The organism is Mycoplasma sp. (ex Biomphalaria glabrata), assembly GCF_001484045.1.
Taxonomy (GTDB): domain Bacteria; phylum Bacillota_I; class Bacilli_A; order Mycoplasmatales.
On sequence record NZ_CP013128.1, the window covers coordinates 202,286 to 220,199 of the forward strand.

Annotated in this window: 22 protein-coding genes; 6 read left to right on the forward strand and 16 right to left on the reverse strand. The window is 28.1% G+C overall.

Going from position 1 to position 17,914, the window contains the following annotated elements:
• Positions 1–60 precede the first annotated feature (60 nt).
• Positions 61–252 (forward strand): 50S ribosomal protein L28, encoded by a 192-nt coding sequence (gene rpmB, locus ASO20_RS00715; RefSeq protein ID WP_085056005.1) that lies wholly within the window; start codon positions 61–63, stop codon positions 250–252.
• On the opposite strand, the gene ASO20_RS00720 is transcribed toward rpmB, so the two are convergent.
• From ASO20_RS00720 to rsmD, 8 genes are all read right to left on the reverse strand, one after another.
• Positions 249–875 (reverse strand): thiamine diphosphokinase, encoded by a 627-nt coding sequence (locus ASO20_RS00720; protein WP_085056006.1) that lies wholly within the window; start codon positions 873–875, stop codon positions 249–251. The genes rpmB and ASO20_RS00720 overlap by 4 nt on opposite strands.
• Positions 875–1,528 carry a ribulose-phosphate 3-epimerase gene (locus ASO20_RS00725; RefSeq protein WP_085056007.1) on the reverse strand — a complete coding sequence of 218 codons (654 nt, stop codon included), beginning with the start codon at positions 1,526–1,528 and terminating at the stop codon, positions 875–877. Before ASO20_RS00725 ends, ASO20_RS00720 begins: the two co-directional genes overlap by 1 nt.
• 4 nt (positions 1,529–1,532) lie before the next feature.
• Positions 1,533–2,435: a ribosome small subunit-dependent GTPase A gene (gene rsgA, locus ASO20_RS00730; protein ID WP_085056008.1), complete on the reverse strand. Its 903-nt coding sequence runs from the start codon at positions 2,433–2,435 to the stop codon at positions 1,533–1,535.
• Positions 2,436–2,438: 3 nt separating this feature from the next.
• Positions 2,439–3,467 (reverse strand): serine/threonine protein kinase, encoded by a 1,029-nt coding sequence (locus ASO20_RS00735; protein WP_085056009.1) that lies wholly within the window; start codon positions 3,465–3,467, stop codon positions 2,439–2,441.
• Positions 3,467–4,198, reverse strand: coding sequence for a PP2C family protein-serine/threonine phosphatase (locus ASO20_RS00740; protein ID WP_085056010.1), 732 nt, complete (start codon positions 4,196–4,198; stop codon positions 3,467–3,469). Before ASO20_RS00740 ends, ASO20_RS00735 begins: the two co-directional genes overlap by 1 nt.
• A 294-nt stretch (positions 4,199–4,492) precedes the next feature.
• On the reverse strand, positions 4,493–5,065 hold the full coding sequence (gene gmk / locus ASO20_RS00745) for a guanylate kinase (protein ID WP_085056011.1): 573 nt from the start codon (positions 5,063–5,065) through the stop codon (positions 4,493–4,495).
• Positions 5,052–5,561 carry a pantetheine-phosphate adenylyltransferase gene (gene coaD, locus ASO20_RS00750; protein ID WP_085056012.1) on the reverse strand — a complete coding sequence of 170 codons (510 nt, stop codon included), beginning with the start codon at positions 5,559–5,561 and terminating at the stop codon, positions 5,052–5,054. Before coaD ends, gmk begins: the two co-directional genes overlap by 14 nt.
• A gap of 37 nt (positions 5,562–5,598) precedes the next feature.
• Positions 5,599–6,156, reverse strand: coding sequence for a 16S rRNA (guanine(966)-N(2))-methyltransferase RsmD (rsmD, locus tag ASO20_RS00755; protein WP_085056013.1), 558 nt, complete (start codon positions 6,154–6,156; stop codon positions 5,599–5,601).
• A gap of 47 nt (positions 6,157–6,203) precedes the next feature.
• Between rsmD and def the strand changes: the two genes are divergently transcribed.
• Positions 6,204–6,746, forward strand: coding sequence for a peptide deformylase (gene def / locus ASO20_RS00760; protein WP_085056014.1), 543 nt, complete (start codon positions 6,204–6,206; stop codon positions 6,744–6,746).
• Between the two features lie 8 nt (positions 6,747–6,754).
• Positions 6,755–8,563, forward strand: coding sequence for a ribonuclease J (locus tag ASO20_RS00765; RefSeq protein ID WP_085056015.1), 1,809 nt, complete (start codon positions 6,755–6,757; stop codon positions 8,561–8,563).
• Here the strand turns inward: ASO20_RS00765 and ASO20_RS00770 are convergent.
• Genes ASO20_RS00770 through ASO20_RS00780 form a run of 3 tightly spaced genes read right to left on the reverse strand, consistent with a single transcriptional unit; the run spans position 8,560 to position 10,093 of the window.
• Positions 8,560–8,931: a hypothetical protein gene (locus ASO20_RS00770; protein ID WP_085056016.1), complete on the reverse strand. Its 372-nt coding sequence runs from the start codon at positions 8,929–8,931 to the stop codon at positions 8,560–8,562. The two genes, ASO20_RS00765 and ASO20_RS00770, sit on opposite strands and share 4 nt — an antisense overlap.
• Complete coding sequence (locus ASO20_RS00775; RefSeq protein WP_085056017.1) at positions 8,931–9,716, reverse strand: hypothetical protein; 786 nt, start codon at positions 9,714–9,716, stop codon at positions 8,931–8,933. Before ASO20_RS00775 ends, ASO20_RS00770 begins: the two co-directional genes overlap by 1 nt.
• Positions 9,717–9,718: 2 nt before the next feature.
• Positions 9,719–10,093, reverse strand: coding sequence for a Spx/MgsR family RNA polymerase-binding regulatory protein (locus ASO20_RS00780; protein WP_198140240.1), 375 nt, complete (start codon positions 10,091–10,093; stop codon positions 9,719–9,721).
• A gap of 153 nt (positions 10,094–10,246) precedes the next feature.
• On the opposite strand from ASO20_RS00780, the gene trpS reads away from it, so the two are divergent.
• Both trpS and ASO20_RS00790 read left to right on the forward strand, forming a co-directional pair.
• Positions 10,247–11,263: a tryptophan--tRNA ligase gene (gene trpS / locus ASO20_RS00785; RefSeq protein WP_085056019.1), complete on the forward strand. Its 1,017-nt coding sequence runs from the start codon at positions 10,247–10,249 to the stop codon at positions 11,261–11,263.
• Positions 11,256–12,107: a Cof-type HAD-IIB family hydrolase gene (locus ASO20_RS00790; RefSeq protein WP_085056020.1), complete on the forward strand. Its 852-nt coding sequence runs from the start codon at positions 11,256–11,258 to the stop codon at positions 12,105–12,107. The genes trpS and ASO20_RS00790 overlap by 8 nt, the downstream gene beginning before the upstream one ends.
• Positions 12,108–12,133: 26 nt before the next feature.
• Here ASO20_RS00790 and ASO20_RS00795 read toward each other — a convergent pair whose 3' ends face one another.
• Genes ASO20_RS00795 through ASO20_RS00810 form a run of 4 tightly spaced genes read right to left on the reverse strand, consistent with a single transcriptional unit; the run spans position 12,134 to position 16,236 of the window.
• Complete coding sequence (locus ASO20_RS00795; RefSeq protein WP_085056022.1) at positions 12,134–13,198, reverse strand: YitT family protein; 1,065 nt, start codon at positions 13,196–13,198, stop codon at positions 12,134–12,136.
• A 37-nt stretch (positions 13,199–13,235) separates the two neighbouring features.
• Positions 13,236–14,210: a DNA recombination protein RmuC gene (gene rmuC / locus ASO20_RS00800; RefSeq protein WP_085056024.1), complete on the reverse strand. Its 975-nt coding sequence runs from the start codon at positions 14,208–14,210 to the stop codon at positions 13,236–13,238.
• Positions 14,211–14,239: 29 nt separating this feature from the next.
• Positions 14,240–15,502 carry a CNNM domain-containing protein gene (locus ASO20_RS00805; protein ID WP_085056025.1) on the reverse strand — a complete coding sequence of 421 codons (1,263 nt, stop codon included), beginning with the start codon at positions 15,500–15,502 and terminating at the stop codon, positions 14,240–14,242.
• A 38-nt stretch (positions 15,503–15,540) separates the two neighbouring features.
• Positions 15,541–16,236, reverse strand: coding sequence for a non-canonical purine NTP pyrophosphatase (locus ASO20_RS00810; protein WP_085056027.1), 696 nt, complete (start codon positions 16,234–16,236; stop codon positions 15,541–15,543).
• A 93-nt stretch (positions 16,237–16,329) separates the two neighbouring features.
• On the opposite strand from ASO20_RS00810, the gene ASO20_RS00815 reads away from it, so the two are divergent.
• Complete coding sequence (locus ASO20_RS00815; protein WP_085056029.1) at positions 16,330–17,334, forward strand: hypothetical protein; 1,005 nt, start codon at positions 16,330–16,332, stop codon at positions 17,332–17,334.
• Here the strand turns inward: ASO20_RS00815 and ASO20_RS00820 are convergent.
• Positions 17,331–17,804 (reverse strand): cysteine-rich small domain-containing protein, encoded by a 474-nt coding sequence (locus ASO20_RS00820; RefSeq protein ID WP_085056031.1) that lies wholly within the window; start codon positions 17,802–17,804, stop codon positions 17,331–17,333. The genes ASO20_RS00815 and ASO20_RS00820 overlap by 4 nt on opposite strands.
• Between the last annotated feature and the right edge of the window lie 110 nt (positions 17,805–17,914).

Here is a 17,914-nt window from a genome sequence, read left to right on the forward strand (position 1 = left end):
TGTTAATATTTATTAATGGAAAGTCAACTTACACTAGTTGCTTTAAAAAAGGAATAGAAGATGTCGAGAAAATGTGATCTAACTGGTAAATCATTTATGTCTGGAAACAATAGAAGTCATGCTATGAACGCAACAAGACGTAAATGACAAGCAAACTTACAAACTAAAAAACTAGTTATTGATGGACAAACTGTAAAAATTAAAGTTTCAGCAAGAGCTTTAAAAACATTAAATAAATCAAAAACTAATTAATCGATTGTTTCAATAACAAGTATTGATCCACTCTTAGAATGAATGCTAAATGCATTCATTTTTTTATTTTCTAATTGATTTGAGATTGATGCATCACTATTGGTAACTTTTTTATCAACTCAATTTCAATATAATCCGTCCGTTGTAATTAAGTCATCACTGAATGGAAATAAAGAAATATAGTGAAAAGTGGGATAAATTTGATTTTTACCCTTTTTTATTACATAGACACGATTATTTGCACTATAAAGAGTAATATTTAATTCTTTGTTTTTTTTTAAAAAATTTAAATTGTTAATGCAATGATCTCATCGATTACCATTTTTTGTAATAATGTGAAATTTATTAAATCCTTCATTCAATGCATATTCAAAGCATTCCTCTAAATCAGTTTTATCTTTGTCCCAATTCAGTTTTTTAACATTAGATAAGCTGGAATTAACAAAATTTCATTCCAAAGTAGTCAATGAATCGAAATCACCAATTGAATACACTAAATTTAAATTATTTTGAATTGCGTATAAAACTCCACGTTCAGTAGCAATAATTGGTGCACCACAATGAATTATTTTCTTCAAATAATCATTAATTTCAGAAGTCGCTAAAATGACACATTCTTTCATTAATTATCGAACTCCATCAATGCATCTTTGTAATTTGAAGCCTTTCAAATATAAGAACCTACAACAAAAGTGTTAGCTCCTAATTTTTTAAGTTCTTTAGCGTTAGTTGGATTAATTCCGCCATCAACAATTATCTCAAATTCTAAACTTTTAGCTTCACGATATTTAGCAATTTTTTCTACACGTGCATATGTTGATTCTTGAAAAGGTTGACCACCATAACCAGGTTCTACACTCATAACCATAATTGAGGAAATTTTTGGTAAATATTCATATATTTGTTCAATATTGGTTTTAGGATTAATAACTATTCCTGGTTTAATTCCTTTAGCCTTAATATCTGTAATAAACGGTTTTATTTCACGGTAATACAGAGATTCGAAATGAAACATGAAGGTAGTGATTCCTGTTTTTTCGTAAAACGGGAAATCTCTTATTGGGTCTCGTACCATTAAATGGCAACCTAAATCAAATTTTTCTTTGTACATTTCACATATGTCTTTGACATATTTTGGACCATACGACACTTGTGGAACAAAATTACCATCCATAACATCTAGGTGCAAACTTCTAAAACCCGCTTCATATAGGTTATCAATTGTTTCTTTTATTTTTAGATAATTTATATCTAATGTCGACACGCTAATATTCATAATATTATTTTAATTTATTTCGGGGTGAAAACTTAGTTTGATTTTGCTTTTCATCCATAATTAATAAATAACTTTGATAAAAAAATTCCGGAATTTTATTGCCAACTTGTTTTTTAATTTCACATCCAGGTTCATTTGTATGGGTACAATTAGCAAATTTGCATTTATCTATGTGTTCGCGAAATACAAAATATCCTTTCGCTAATTCTTCTTTTGAATATTCATTCAAGTCAATCAACGAAAAACCAGGTGTGTCTATTATTCAAACATTCTTTTCGATTTTAATTAATGAGGAGTGGCGAGTTGTGTGTTTACCTTGTTTTAATTTTTCAGAAATAGCACCTATTTGAAGATTCAATTTCGGATAAACATTATTAATTAAAGTTGTTTTTCCAACTCCAGATTTACCTGTAAACAATAACTTACCATTTCCAAAATATTTTTTTAATTTAGATCAAGATTGATTTTTTAAATTTGAAATTGAATGAACTTTATAACCCATTTTTCGATACATTTTCATTCATATGTCGATTATTAATTCATGCTCTAAATCATTTTTTGAAGCAATGATTACTGGTTTCAAATTATTAATTTCAAATTGAAGCAACAATTTATTAACAAAATTCGGATCAAAATGAGGTTCTAAAAAACTCATGATAATAAAGATGTTATCAATATTTGCAACGTTTGGACGTTCAAAATTATTTTTCCTTTCTTCAACATCGCTAATAATTGCCTTGTTATTATCAATAATTGTTGCCTCGACAAAATCACCAACTTTTGGAGTAATATTTAATCGCATTTTGCCTCTTAAAGTAGCCAAATATGTTTTTTCATTCATTATGTTTTCAATTACATAAAAATTATTAAGAAACTGTATTACTAAAAAGTCAAAATTTTTGTTCATAAATTATTTCTTTCCCAAAATTAATACAATAATAATTCCGGCAAAAAGTGCAACTAATAAAATCATCATTAAAGAAATAACTCTTTTTGTTCCTAAAAACGGCATAGCTGCTTCAGATTTACGAGAAAGTTTTCTCCTTCACTTTAGTGGAATGTTATTTACTTCGTGTTTATCTTTTACTTCTGCTATTAAATTATTTTCCTTTTTATCGAGAATTATTTCTAAATCATTAATTACATCATCAATATTTTTATATCGATTATTCAAATTTTTTGCAGTACATTTTTGGATAAAAAAATCAATCTTATTAGGAATATTTGGGAATCGTGTGTTAACTGACGGAATTTTTCTTTTAATTTGGTCACGTAAGATATCATACATATTAGCTCTAACGAACGGATTTGAACCTGTAATCATCTCATATAGAATCACACCTAATGCATATATGTCAGTAGCTTTAGAAATACTATCTTTGTCAGTGATTGCCTCAGGAGCCATATATTGTACGCTACCTATAATAACATTCGCTTTAGTTAAAGAATGATTTGCCCCTTCTAAAATCGAAATACCAAAATCTGCAATTTTAATTGTTCCATCTGATTTAATTAAAATATTTTCTGGTTTTAAATCGCGATGTACAATATTGCAATTATGAATAGCCTTTAGACCTTTCGCTATTTCATATAGAATTTGGCAAGCCTCATAATAATGAAAGTGCGATCTTTCCCTAAGAACTTGTTTTAAATTTTCTCCATCAACAAATTCCATAACAATATATTCATATAATCCCTCGGAAAAATAATCATATATATGAACCAAATTATTCGAACTTGATGAAACTGCACTAATAATTTGCGCTTCATTTTTAAAACGAATTAAATTTGTTTCAATTGTTTTAATGTCCTCGATTTTCAAACGTTTTAAGGCAACATGACGCCCATAAATAACGTCTTTTGCTAATAAAATAGTGGCCATCCCGCCTTCACCAATGGTATCTACTATTTCATATCTTCCTTTGATTAGATTTGTCACTATTTATCCTCTTTTAGAGCGATCATCAAAATTGTTGCATTATCATTAGTGCGATTTTGCACATAAGTAATCAATTCATTCGTTTTTTCTTTGGTTGTAGTTGGTCTCATCGCCGTTGCAATAAGTGATGTTTCAGAAATAAAATTATAAAAACCATCGCTACATAACAAAAAATAACCAGGTTGATTTGTAATTCTATATAAATCTACAACATACTCTTTTTTTGGACCTAACGCACTAACTAATGCTTGAGAATTCACATCTAAAATTAGATCTAATTCTATTTTTTTAGTTTTTGCATAATTTTCTAAATTTTGATCTTCTGTTAGTTGTTTAACAAAAACATCATTTATAAAATATGCTCGGCTATCACCTATGTTAAAAATATAGGTCATCTCGCTAAAAATTAAACATCCTACAAGTGTTGTTCCCATGTCTTGAGTCTCGGGGTGAGTTTGACCATAGTTTTCTAATCTTTTATGAACTTTATTAATTGCGATATTAATTCAACGTTCAATATTTTTAAAATCATTTTTACGTGCTTTTAAGAATTCTTCTTTTAGATATTCGAGAGATAATTGACTTGCTATTTCACCATTACAATGACCACCCATACCATCACACAAAGCAGCAAAAATGATTCCATCTTGATTAGCGGCAAATGTTGCAGCATCCTCATTGTGACTTCTACTGTTACTTTTTTCTGTGGCAATACTATATTCTATTTGCATGATAACCCCAATAATATATATTAAGTTTAAACCATTTTAAGAGGTAAAATACTTAATTACATTTTAATTTGTTAAATATTATTTTTTCACTGAACTCAATAAAAAATAAATAAAATAACCGCTACACTAAACAATAAAATTGCTCCAATTAATAACAATAAACCTCATATTTTCGACCCTATTTTAAATTTGTGACGAGTAAATCGAATATATATATAAAATAAATATGTAAAAGTAAAAATTATTAAAAAAATAATAGCAGATAAAAGAAAAATTTGTTTAATATTCACGGAATTAAATACCTAATTCTCTACTAATAATCTCGTATACTTGTTTTGCAGCAACATTCAAATCTGAGTTAATAACAACATAGTCATACCTATCTTGTTCATTCATTTCGCTACGCGCTTTATCAAGACGTCTTTTAATATCATCCGGTGTATTGGTTTTTCTTGCAACTATTCTATTTTCTAATTCTTCAAATGAGGGAGGAGCTAAAAAAATTGATACTTTATTTTTAATTTTTCTATTAAGTAAAACTTGTGTTGCTCCTTGAACTTCAATTTCTAGAAAAACATCTATCCCGCTATTAAGTTTCTCTTCTACTATGCTCAACGGAGTTCCATAATAATTTCCTGAAAATTGCGCATATTCTAAGAAATCATGATGTTCTATACGTTTTTCAAATTCTTCTTTAGTTACAAAGAAATAGTCTATTCCTTCTTGTTCTCCAGGTCTAGGTCCGCGAGTTGTCATTGATACAGAGTATCAAAAATTAATATCGTAATTTTGCAATATTTTATGACGAATCGTCCCTTTTCCGACGCCACTTGGTCCACTTAAAATTATTAATTTACCTTTTTTCACTAGACAATTCCTTAATTTTCCTTAGCATGGCTTGCTCTACCATTTTAGGAACTAAGTGTGATATTGGCTCTTTGTAATGAGCAATTTCTCAGCAATATGAACTTGAAATATGAGCATTTTTTGATGAACATAAAATCAAAATTGTTTCAATAGTAGAATCAAATGCTATGTTATTATGTGATAACAACATTTCTCTTTCGATATCATATGAAGTTCTAACTGAGCGAACTAAAAATTTAACACCTAATTTTTTTGCATGTTTAATTGTTAAAACATTATCAAGTTTTATGACTTCAACGTTTGGTAAATTTAATGATTCCACAACATCTTTAGTTAATTCAAATCTTTCTTCAATTGAAAATTTTGTTTTCTTTTGAATATTATTAGTTACACATACATATAATTTATCAAACATCTTTGATGATCTTTGTATCAAATCGATATGACCGTTGGTGATTGGGTCAAAACTCCCAGCAAATAAACCTATTCTATTCATATATACTTCATTTTATTATCTAGTTTTTATTATATGTTTAATTTTTAATTATCAAAACTATTATTTTCACATTACCGTAATTACGTTCAGTTGCAATTTTATATTTTGTTTCATCAATTACAATTTTATTGTCACGAAATGTTTCGATACAAATTATGCCATTTTGATTTAATAGCTGATATTCATAAATTTTTTCTAAAATTTCTTCAAAACATTTTAGAATGTATGGTGGGTCTAAAAAAATAATATCAAATTTAATTTTTTGACGATTAAATAATTCTAATGCTCGTTCATATGACATTAATAAATATTCAATAGTTTTTTCGTCAAATTTACAATTTTGAACATTGCCTTTGATAACATCCATTGCCTCTAAATTTTTTTCAACAAAGTAGCCCTTTTTAGCACCTCTACTTAAACATTCAATGACTAAAGCACCACTTCCAGCAAATAAATCTGCCACTTGTCTATCTTCAATATTAAATTGTATAATGTTAAAGAGATTTTCTTTTACTCGGTCTATTGTTGGTCTAGTCGAAGTGCCTTTTATGGATACTAACTTCTTACCCCGAGCTATACCTGATATTACTCGCATATATCCACCTCACTACATCTATAATAAATTATTGCAAAGGAAAAAATATGAATTTACCTAAAAAAATCATTAAAGAACATGAGTTTTTAATTAGACAAAAATCAGTCGATGTTGAATTCCCATTAAAAGCAGAAATGCTAGATGTAATTGAAAAAATGATTAATTATGTTGATTTGTCGCAATCAATCGAATTAGCTCGTAAATATAATTTGAAACCCGCAATTGGTATAAGTGCAATTCAAATCGGTTTCCCAAAGAAAATGTTTTATATTAATAATGCGAACTTTACACTTTTTTTAATAAATCCGACAATCATTGAACATAGTTACAATAAATGTTATTTAATAAATGGCGAAGGATGCTTAAGTGTCGATAAAATTGTTAGCGATAATAAAGTTTACAGATATAATAAAGTTAAAGTTAAAGGTTTTAATTACATTGAAAATAAAAATATAACAATGGAGTTTGAAGGTTTTGATGCCATCGTTGTTCAACATGAAATTGATCATTTAAAGGGAATCTTATTTACAGATTACATCAACAACGAATTTAAAAATAATCCAGGCAACAATCCTATCCCAATAGAATAGAAGGAAATATGAGAATAGAAAACGAAAAAATAATTGAAAATGAAAATGATTTTGAAACCAATCTTAATCTAGAAAAAGAAAACAAAGAAACTCACTCAAAAAAACAATACAAACAAAACAATAATAAAATATCAACAATTTGAACATCATTAGGTGGTTTACAAGAAGTTGGTAAAAATATGTATTGTATTGAACATGAGGATGAATTATTCATTGTAGATGCAGGAATGAAATTACCAAGTAAAAACGAATTAGGAATTGATTGCATTATTCCTGATTTTTCTTACTTAAGAAGAAATCAACATCGTATTAAAGCTCTAATTATTACGCATGGTCACGAAGATCATATAGGTTGTATCTATTGATTATTAACTAATGTAAATATTAACTATATTTATGCTCCAAAAATCGCTATTCATTTGATTTTTGCTAAATTACATGACTACGAAATGAAAGTAAAAATGCCAAAAATTCGTGAAATTTCCACAAAATTAAAAATTAACACAAAACACTTCCACATTTCTTTTTTCCGCCAAAATCACTCAATCCCTGATGCTTATGGTGTTGCCTTAAAAACAGTTAACGGAACAATCGTCTCGACTGGTGATTTTAAATTTGACTTTACCCCTCTTGAGGAAAAAGCGAGTTATTATGAAATGACACGTTTAGGTCATGAAGGTGTCGATATTTTAATGAGTGATTCAACTAATTCAATGGTTGATGGTGTTACTATTAGTGAGCAAAAAGTTATTAATGCTATTAGAAATATTTTTGTGAATGCAAGCAGTCGATTAATTATGAGTACTTTTGCAAGTAATATTTGAAGAGTCCAACAAATTATTAAAGTGGCATCTGAATTTGATCGTAAAATTTTAGTCTTTGGTCGTAGCATGGAAAAAATAGTTAAAATTAGTAATAAAATTAATTATATCGGTGATGATATCGACACAAATAATTTAATTATTAATTCACGTGCAGCAAAAAGTTTATCGCCTGATAAAATTTTAATTTTGTGTACTGGTAGTCAAGGTGAATCAAATGCTGCATTGAACCGCATTGCTAACGGAACTCATAAAGAAATTAAACTAATTCCTGGTGATACTATTGTGTTTAGTAGTAACCCGATTCCAGGTAACACATATAATGTAGAGATATTAAGTAATAAATTAACAAGAATGGGTGCAAAGATTATTCGCAATTCTGCTGCTAATTCATTACACACAAGTGGTCACGCTTCAAAAGAAGAACAAAAATTAATGTTAAATTTAATTCAACCTAAGCATTTTTGTCCAGTACATGGAGAATATAGTATGTTGGTTGCTCATGCTAAAACAGCTATTGAATGTGGTGTTCCAACCGAAAAAACATTCATTCTATCTAATGGTGACCAATTACACTTATTAAATAAAAAAGTTTTTGTAGGTAAAAGAATTGAAGCTGGCGATATTTATGTTGATGGTAAAGATTTAAATAATGAAAAAACATCAATTATTGGCGATAGAACTGTCATGCTAAATAATGGAGTTATAGCAGTAATTGTTTTACTAAATCAAATAAACAATACATTAGAAAAAGATCCAATTTTTATCAAAAATGGTATTAAATTTAATAATGAATTTGATGAGCAAGAAGTTATTGAAACGTTAAAAGAAAATCTATATGAAGTACTAACCGATATTCGCCCTACCTTCCAAAAAATTAAAAATGTGATTAAAGAAAGTATTGCTAACGAAATTTTCAAAAAAACTAGTCATAATCCTCTGATCATACCAGTTGTAGTAAGTCGAAAAAACACAAATAAAATTGAAAGTAACTAGATTTTTTCTAATTCTTTTGCATAAGAAAATGCATCTTTTCTAAAAAGAACGATAACTGTTTTATTGAAATTATGGATTTCTTTAACATCGATATTTCTTTTGACTAATTTTTCAAAATGAGTGGTACGAACCGGTTTCTTTAAAAAGAAAATTATTTCATATTTTGTAAATGATCAATCAGAAACATTACTTTTTCCGTGACATATTTTAAGCAAATCGTCAATTAGTTCGCGATTTTCCGGAACTGTGACTTCAAATAAATATTCTAAACTATGAATTTTATACTTAATTGAACCAACTAGAAATAAAACTACAAGAATAGCGAGCAATTCTAAAATGACAACTAGCATTAATACATTAGCTAACATTACAAAAATGCTCCTTTTATTTTATCTAAATGTGTTTTATTAAAATTTTTGTTTTGCAACATTTTGACACATTTTTCACCTGTAACTATTTTAATTTTTTTAACGTTGCTTTTTTTAATTTGTAATCCGTCACATGTAAATAGTAAATCTGTAAAGTTACCTTCTAATAAAATTTCCGCTTTATTACCTAAAATTAAATGCGAATCTAAAACTTTTAAAGCTTTATTATTAACTGGAACGATATCTTTATAAACATAATTATTGGTTAAAAGAATTGGCCCATAATATGATTTATTGAAACCCGTACTACCATATCGTGAAGAAAAATAAAAACCACTACTACGAATATTTTTATATAAATTCTCGCTATCAATATCAATTTTATATGTAACGGTGTTAATGCTGGTCATACCTTTAATTTCATTAACGGCATAATATGGATTTTTTTCATCATCAAAATAAATAGATATTAACGGAATTTCTTTGACTTGTGATTTTTCGCATGAAGAAACTATTTCCTTAAATGTTTCATGAAAATTTTCATTTTCGTGAAATTCGACAAAAAAACCTAATGTGGCTTCGCAAGCAATGGGGATAAAGATCGCGTTATCTACATTTTTTCTCTCACTAAAAACTGCATGCAAAAATGTTCCATCGCCACCTAAACAAAAAATAAAATCCTCTGATAAGGATTTTATTATGTTTGAATTATTTTCAATAATTTTTGAAATGTTTTTTTTGCTAGTTTCAGTGGCATTTTTGGAAAAATATAATTTCCCAATCATGATTAATCTTCTTTTGCAAATATTTCAATTTGTTCTGCTTTAAAACCTACTAAAACACGATTTTTGTCTTCTTGTAAAATAATAGGTCTTTTTAAAATACCTGGGTTTTCATGAATTAAGTCGATCATTTGTGATGAAGTCATTTGTTCTAAATTAACATTTAATTTTTTCAATGAACTGCTTCTTTCAGAAAGAATATCTGAAAAACCATTATCAGAGCAATTGACAATTTTTTTAATGTCTTCTTTTTTAATTCCTCTCATAATTATGTTTTTTTCAACAAAAGGCACTTGTTCTTTTTTAAATCATTTTTTTACTTTACGACAACTAGTACAACTAGGTGACATATAAATTACGATGTCTTTCATGTTCGACATATTTTTCCCCTTAATGTAATGGTTGATGTTAAATTGCATTAATGCTAAACCACTCACATAGTTATATTATATACAAATTTTTCTTTTTCTCGTATCGAAGCAAATTTTTTTTCTAAATAAAAAAATGAAAATAATTTATCATTAAATAAGAATATGGAAAACACAAAAAAAGTTGTTGTAAGTGGTATTACTGCGACAGGAAAATTAACCATCGGTAATTACATTGGAGCTATCAAAAGTTTTATTGAATTACAAGAAAATAACGAATTGTATATTTTTGTTGCTAATATGCATGCAATTGTGAATCCAATTGATAGTGCGGAATTAAAAAGAAATACATTAGACATTGCTGCACTATACTTAGCATGCGGACTTGATAATAATAAAGCTAGTATATTTATTCAAAGTGATGTTCATGAACATGCTGAATTAGGTCATATGATGTTATGTTTATCAACCATGGGTGAATTAAATAGAATGACACAGTTTAAAGATAAATCTCAAAAATCAATAACAAAAAACGGAACTGAAAGCATTCCAACTGGCTTATTTACCTATCCAACTCTTATGGCTGGTGACATTCTACTCTACCAACCAGATCTTGTCCCGGTTGGTAGAGATCAAAAACAGCATATTGAGTTAACTCAAGAATTAGCAAAACGTTTTAATAACAGATTTGGTAAAACGTTTAAAGAATTTAATCATTTTATTCCAAAGAATGGAGCTAAAATAATGAGTTTGGTCGATCCAAGTAAAAAAATGTCAAAAAGTGACGAAAATCAAATGAGTAGTATTTATTTATTAGATGATTTACAAAAAGCTCATAAAAAAATTATGTCAGCTATAACAGATAACGAAAATAAAGTTTTATACGATATCGAAAATAAACCAGGTGTTAGTAATTTAATTACAATATATGCTAATTTGACAAACAAATCAATTAATGAAATTATCGAACTTTATAGCAATAAAGGTTACAAGGAATTTAAAACTGATTTAGCAGATATAGTTGTTAAGTTTTTAGAAAAACTACAAAATAAATTTAATGAATTTCGCAAAGAAGAAACTATTAATAAAATTTTAAACGACGGAGCAATACACGCAAGCGAAAGAGCGTCAAAAACATTGCAACTTGCAAAAGAAAGAATGGGATTAAACCGACATGGATAAAAGTAAACCTTGATTAATATGCATTGATTTAGATGGTACAACAATTAAAAGCGATGGTTTTAGTATTAGTCACGCCAATAAATTGGCTATCAAAAAAGCTAAGGAACTTGGACACATTATTTGCATAGTGTCAGGTCGCCCGCCACGTAGTGTTATCGATATTTACAACTCTCTTGAGTTAAATACATTAATTTCATCATATAATGGAGCATTTATTTATGATCCCAAAAACAATGATAATGTCATTGCATCAATTGGAATAGATGCCAAAGTTGTTTATGAAATTATCAATAACCCATTAATTAAAGAAAAATCAAAAGCAATACTATTAGAAAAAGATAATGTTCCTTATCTTAATACAATTTCTCACGAATTGTTTGAACAATGTCAACTTTATAATTCACTTTTGATTGTTGATGACTTAAACAATGCTTTAAAAGATTGTAAAAATATTAATGCGTGTTTAATTGAAACATTTAATAATGTTGAATTCGAAAAATATTCACAAGTACTAGATAAATATAAAAATGAAATTATTTATAGAGAGTGGCCAAAACCAGGTTTAAAATCGGTAGTTATAGATATTACAGCTCCAAAAGCTCATAAGGGTAATGCAGCTGAAATTTTAGCATCATTCTATGATATACCTCGCGAAAGAACAATTGCATTTGGGGACGGTTCAAACGATTATGAAATAATAAGTTGAGTAAAACATGGCGTTAAAATGAAGAATGGCAATAAAACTCTTGATGTTGTATGCAATGATGTAACAGACTATACAAACAATGACGGGGGCGTTGGAAAATATTTAAATAAATTTTTCGATTTAAAAATTGAATTTTAAAAAAAGACTACGAGATGTAGTCTTTTTTAATCTAGTGTGTATGGCGTGAAATGTCCATAAACATTTTCCATCTTAGAGATTGTAATAAAACAATCTGGCAAGTGTTCTTGAATATTTGGAACTAAAATCGAAGATTCGTATAGAGTCATTACCATAATTAAAATAGATTGTTTTTCACGTGAGTGACCACCAATTGCTTCCAATTTTGTGTAAGTAAAACGAGTATTAGATTCTTGAATAACTCGTTCCACTACATCGATTTTATTAGTAAAAATTTGAACATATATTTTCTTTTGTTTCGGAAAATAACGGTCAACAACGCCATATGTAACTAATTGGTACAATATTGTTAAAATTAATTTATCCACTATGTTTAGAAAATTAGGATTTTGAATAGCTGTCACAATCAACCCACCAACAATAACAAATGAATTACAAGTAATGTTCATTCTACCAATAGGTTTTCCTCTATTTAGCGAAAGATAATAAGAAATAATATCAAAACCAGCTGAACTAGCACCAACATTGTAAACAATAACTTGTCCTATCCCAAAAATAATTCCAGAAATAATTGCATAACCCATATAAAACAATAAATTTAGCGAATCAGAATTGCTTGAAGAAATTTCAAAAATTTGCGCTTTATCAAAAATATCGTTAAATGAAGGATTTAAAGAGAATATGATTTGAATAATCAATTGAATTACTAGGTAAATTGATGTGTAAAATGTAAACCTTTTACCTAACTTAATTCAAGCAAAGATCAAAAAAGGGATATTAATAATCATAGCAGAAGCATACACTACTAAAGCATTGGTATTTGGATCTCTAAAAAATTGCCCAATAACAAAAGATATACCAGTAACACCCCCGGCAATCGGGTTTCTTGGAAAGATAATATTTTGTAAAAAAAATCGGTAAGAAATAAAAAATAAAATTGAAGCTACCAACATTCCAATAACTCTATAAACATTAAAGTAACCATTTAATCTTGGTCGGTTTAAATAAAATAAAAATGGATTATTACGAACATTAAATTTTCTTTTTTTACTTGATTTATTAACTGCACTAACTTCATTACGTTTATTCATATTTTATATAGTCATTACTCGCTTTATATATTTAATTTTATTCCTCAAAATTGGCTAAATTTCGAACACTCTTTTGTATTTTATCATATGTAATTTGTAATTGTCCTTGCAGGTCCACAGTTTTATTAATATTATCTTTCAATTTATCAAATCTTTCATCAAAAGTTTTATGGTGTTGATTTAGCTCTTCCAAATGTTGTTGAAATTTTTTGATATTCTTTTTGACATTATATGCTTCAGTTGTTCGACGAATTAAGTCTAATATTGCGAATAATGTTGTTGGAGATGACAATACAACAAATTGTTTTCTTGCATAATCCAACAATTCCTGACTAGAACATATTCTTACATAATATGATTCAGAAGGAATAAACATAATAGAAATAATAGCGCTTTCCTTACCTTCATTTAAATATTTGGCAGTTTCAAGTATGCGAGCTTTAACTGCTTTTTTAAATTCATCATCTGTAACGTCACGTTGATCTCAGTCAGTTACATTGGAAATAAATTTACTATCAATAGCAACAGGTCCAAGACCGTTTCCTATCTCGATAACCGCATCCGCAATTTTTGTTCCAATTTTACCTTGAAATTTAAAAGGTGTTGAAGTTGTATTTTGACTTTGTTCAAATATTGTTTCTAAAATATTTTCCAACAATAATTCGCCAAAACGCCCTCGCCTTTGTTTATCGTGAAAAATACGGTCTAATTTACTTAAAGTTGCGGCATTTTCACTAGTTTTTTCTAAGATGTTTTTTGTTTGTGCATCTGATTGATTTATACTTTTTTGCAATTCCTTATTTAAGTTATCGATGACCCTATTTATATTATTAGATGTATTACTCAAAACCCCTAAAGATTTATGGATTTCATTTAATTCATTTTGATTATTAGGAATAATAGCTGAAGGGGTAAATGTATTTTTATTATTTCCAAGTTTGATAATTAAAAAACTAATTAATAAAATAAATAATATTAAAACAACTACAATAATTATTTCGAATGTTGACATGATTAAATTATAGCAACAATTAAAAAATATTATATTGATTTTTTGAAGTATTCATCTTGTAAAAACTCAGCATTAAAATAATTCTTTTTTTCATCATTTATATATGTAAAACGAATATTTTCATATATAAATGATTGATTTGATTTAGGTTTTTTACCATGATTATATTCGGTTATTCAAGAAAATAATGTTTTCATGTTTGTTTTAGGAATTTTATTATCTTTAAAATGTTCATTAAATAAATGAATTAATTTAGTATTTGAAGCAATTTTAAATTCTTCATCACCATACTCAACAATATTAGGACGATCCTTCTCATCGTATATTTTTCCAAAAAGCATCTCTACAGCATCTTCGAATGTAATAATGCCAATAGCTTTTTTGCGATAATCTTGAACAATTAACATATGTTGGTGATTTTCTCTCATAATTTCAAATGCTTCTTTTAAAGAAAGATCAATATTTATTCTAATCGGCTTTGTAGCAATATTACTTAATGAGACATGTGAATCATTTTCATAGTAGTTTTCATAAAAATCTCTAGCTAAAATAATTCCAATCGGTTCTCCGTCTTTCAAGGAAATTAAAGGGTAGCGTGAATATTGAGATTCTCTTAAAGTTTTAATTATCTGTGGGAACTTCATTTTGTTATTCAATGTCACTGCATCTTTTATAGGAATAACAAAATCATGAATTTTCTTATCATCTCATGCTAACGCATTTCTAGCTAATAACCCTTCAGAAGCCTCAATAGAACCTTCTTTTTCTGAAAGAGTAATTCATTCAACAAGATGTTTTTCGGTAACTTTTTTATGTGTTTTAATTTTTCCCTTTACACTTCAATCCACAAGTGAAGCCGGTAAAAATAAAATAATTCTATTAAAAGCAATAAATGCTCAAAAATTAAATAAAAATTTTTCCGGAATTTCACGAACAAAAATTTTTGGAATGATTTCTTGAACTAGAAGTAATATCGTTGTTCCCCCAATTAATAAAGATGATGCTAATGGTCGATCGGGGAAATGCGCTATTGAAAAAGATGTCATTATTGCAGTTGCTAAAATTCCTGCTAAATTATTTCCAAGTATTGAGCATGTAATGTAAAAGTTGTAATTAGCAATAATTAATGTGACTTTGCGCAACTTCTTTTTATATTTAGGATTTTTCTTAGCTAATACACGAGCATTAGCTAAATTGAAAGAAGAAATGGCATTTTCAGCTGCACAAGAAAAAGCACCATATAATACTAAAATCGAGAAAGCCACTAATGAAATAATGGATAGTGAATTCATACTAAAATTGTATACTTTTTTGTGTTATAAAATATTAATTATTTTTCTGATTCTTCTGACTCAGCTAAGATTGTGTCTTTTTCTAATTTTTTTTGATAGTTTTTACTATATCATTCAATAAATTCAATAAAAGTTTTAGATCTATGAGAATGTAAAGATTTTTGCGCAGTAGTTAACTCTGCAAAAGTTGCCTCTAATTGTGGAAAATAAAATATTGGATCAAAACCAAAACCATTTCTGCCATTAGACGGTTTTTGCGCAATAAAACCAGTTACTTCTCCACGAAATTGTTTAATAAAATCTCTTGCTGGATCGTAAAAAGTTAAAACGCAAATGTACTTTGCTTGTCGATCGGTAATACTTTTCATATTAACCATTTCCACTATTTCTTTATTTCTCTGTGTTTGAGTTTTGTGTTTATTTCATGTTGCTGTATGCACGCCTGGGATATTCCCTAAAATTTCAACCTCTAATCCACTATCTTCTGAAATTACAGGTACATTTAGTAGTGTTCCATAATGAACCGCTTTAATACGAGAATTTTCTTCGTACGTGTCACCAACTTCATCTGGAATATCTAACTTTTCTGCTTGTTCCTTATCTAAAACCACTCCTAGTGACGCATCCAAAAAATCCAATTTTACTGGTGATGCCAACAAATTAATGTGTTGATTTCAAATATGTTCCACTTCTTTAATTTTATTTTTATTACTTGTCGCGAATAAAATATTCATTAATGATTCTCCTACTATTTTTTAAGTTTTCTTATTATATAATTAGTATAACTATTTATAGGGTTTAATTAGTTAATTAAGCGGGGGGTTTGTATGAAAAAAAGAAATTATTCAAGAATCAAAAAAAGTGCGAAATTAATACCAATTTTACTAGGAACTTTTAGTGCAAGTGCACTTTTTTTAGCAGGATGCTCAAGTGAACAAAAAAAGGCACTTGGTTATAACTGAACTAACGTGACTTCATGATCTGATTTTACAAACATTTTTAATAGACAACCCAAAGACGGGGACCAAAGTAAAGCGATAAACGGTTTCTTATTGTACATCGGAACTTCCTCATGTCCTTATTGTCGTGCAGACCGTGATGTTAGTGAAGACGATATGGATAATTTTTTAACTGAATCAGATAAAAATAGCACAGATTGAACACAAAAATACTTAGATTCTTACCCTCAAGGTAATGGAACTTTAAATGACTTGGCAAAACAATATCAAACATATTCTATTTTTATTGATGGTTTTAATATCGAAGATTCAAATGGTTTTGAAGGTGGTATTGATACTCCAACAAGTCCATGATATTGATTATATAACTTAAAACAAAATAGCTTAGATTGAACATTCGATAAAACTAATCATAAATATTCATGAAGTGCTATAACTCCACCATCTACCCCACCAACAGATAATGAAAAAAGAGGTTGAATGACGCACAAGGATGGAGATAATCAAACGGGAAGTTATGTAACAATGAATGACTTATATTGATCAGCTTCTAGCCCTGATTCATCAGTTAAATGACCAACAACGTGAAATAAAACTGCTCCAAGTGATGGAAAATATTACCAACATTGACCAATGCTATTATTTATTAATCGTGCAAACCCTGATGAACCTTTTAATGTAAAGGCAATTACAACAGGTTATTATAAAGAAAATCAAATTACGGCTCTAAAAACTCAACAAAATATATATCTCGATAAGCCAATTAGTCCTTATTCAAGCAATTTAGAGAAGAAAACAACCATTAATGCTGTTGAAAATAGTTACAACATTGAACAAAACCTAAATTGTATAGATAAAAATAAAAGACCTTAATGGTCTTTTTTATTTTTCATTTTAAGAGCGGTCAAAGGAATAACATTTTCCACTAACTTCTTTTGAATAAAGTCTCGCTTACTAATACGATGTGGGATTGAACAATTACTACAATCTTTAATATTTTCATCTATAATTCGAAAATTTCCACCACAATCCTTCCCTAGCATGTAAAGTGGGCAATAGCAAAATAAACAATTAAAATCGTCTAAATCTATTTCTTCATGGCAAGGAAAAAACGGACATTCGAAATTTTGGACATACTTGTAATGATCATTATCACCAACTTTTTGGCTAATAATTACATCAATTTTTTCTTTAGACTTTGCTCCGCCCTTACAACAATCTAGTTTTGAACAAGCAACAGAATCTTGGTTTTGACAACCGCAACTTGAATCACAATTGCAAGAATTTTCTTGTTTGGAACAATTTTTTGTAATGCACGAAGCACAACCATTTTTATTTTTCATGTTTTGCCCAACTCTCTATTGTCTAATTTTTAATATTATAATATTTTTATGAGCAAAGAAATAATTTCACTTACAAACGACATACATGTTCTGGATGAAATAATACATAA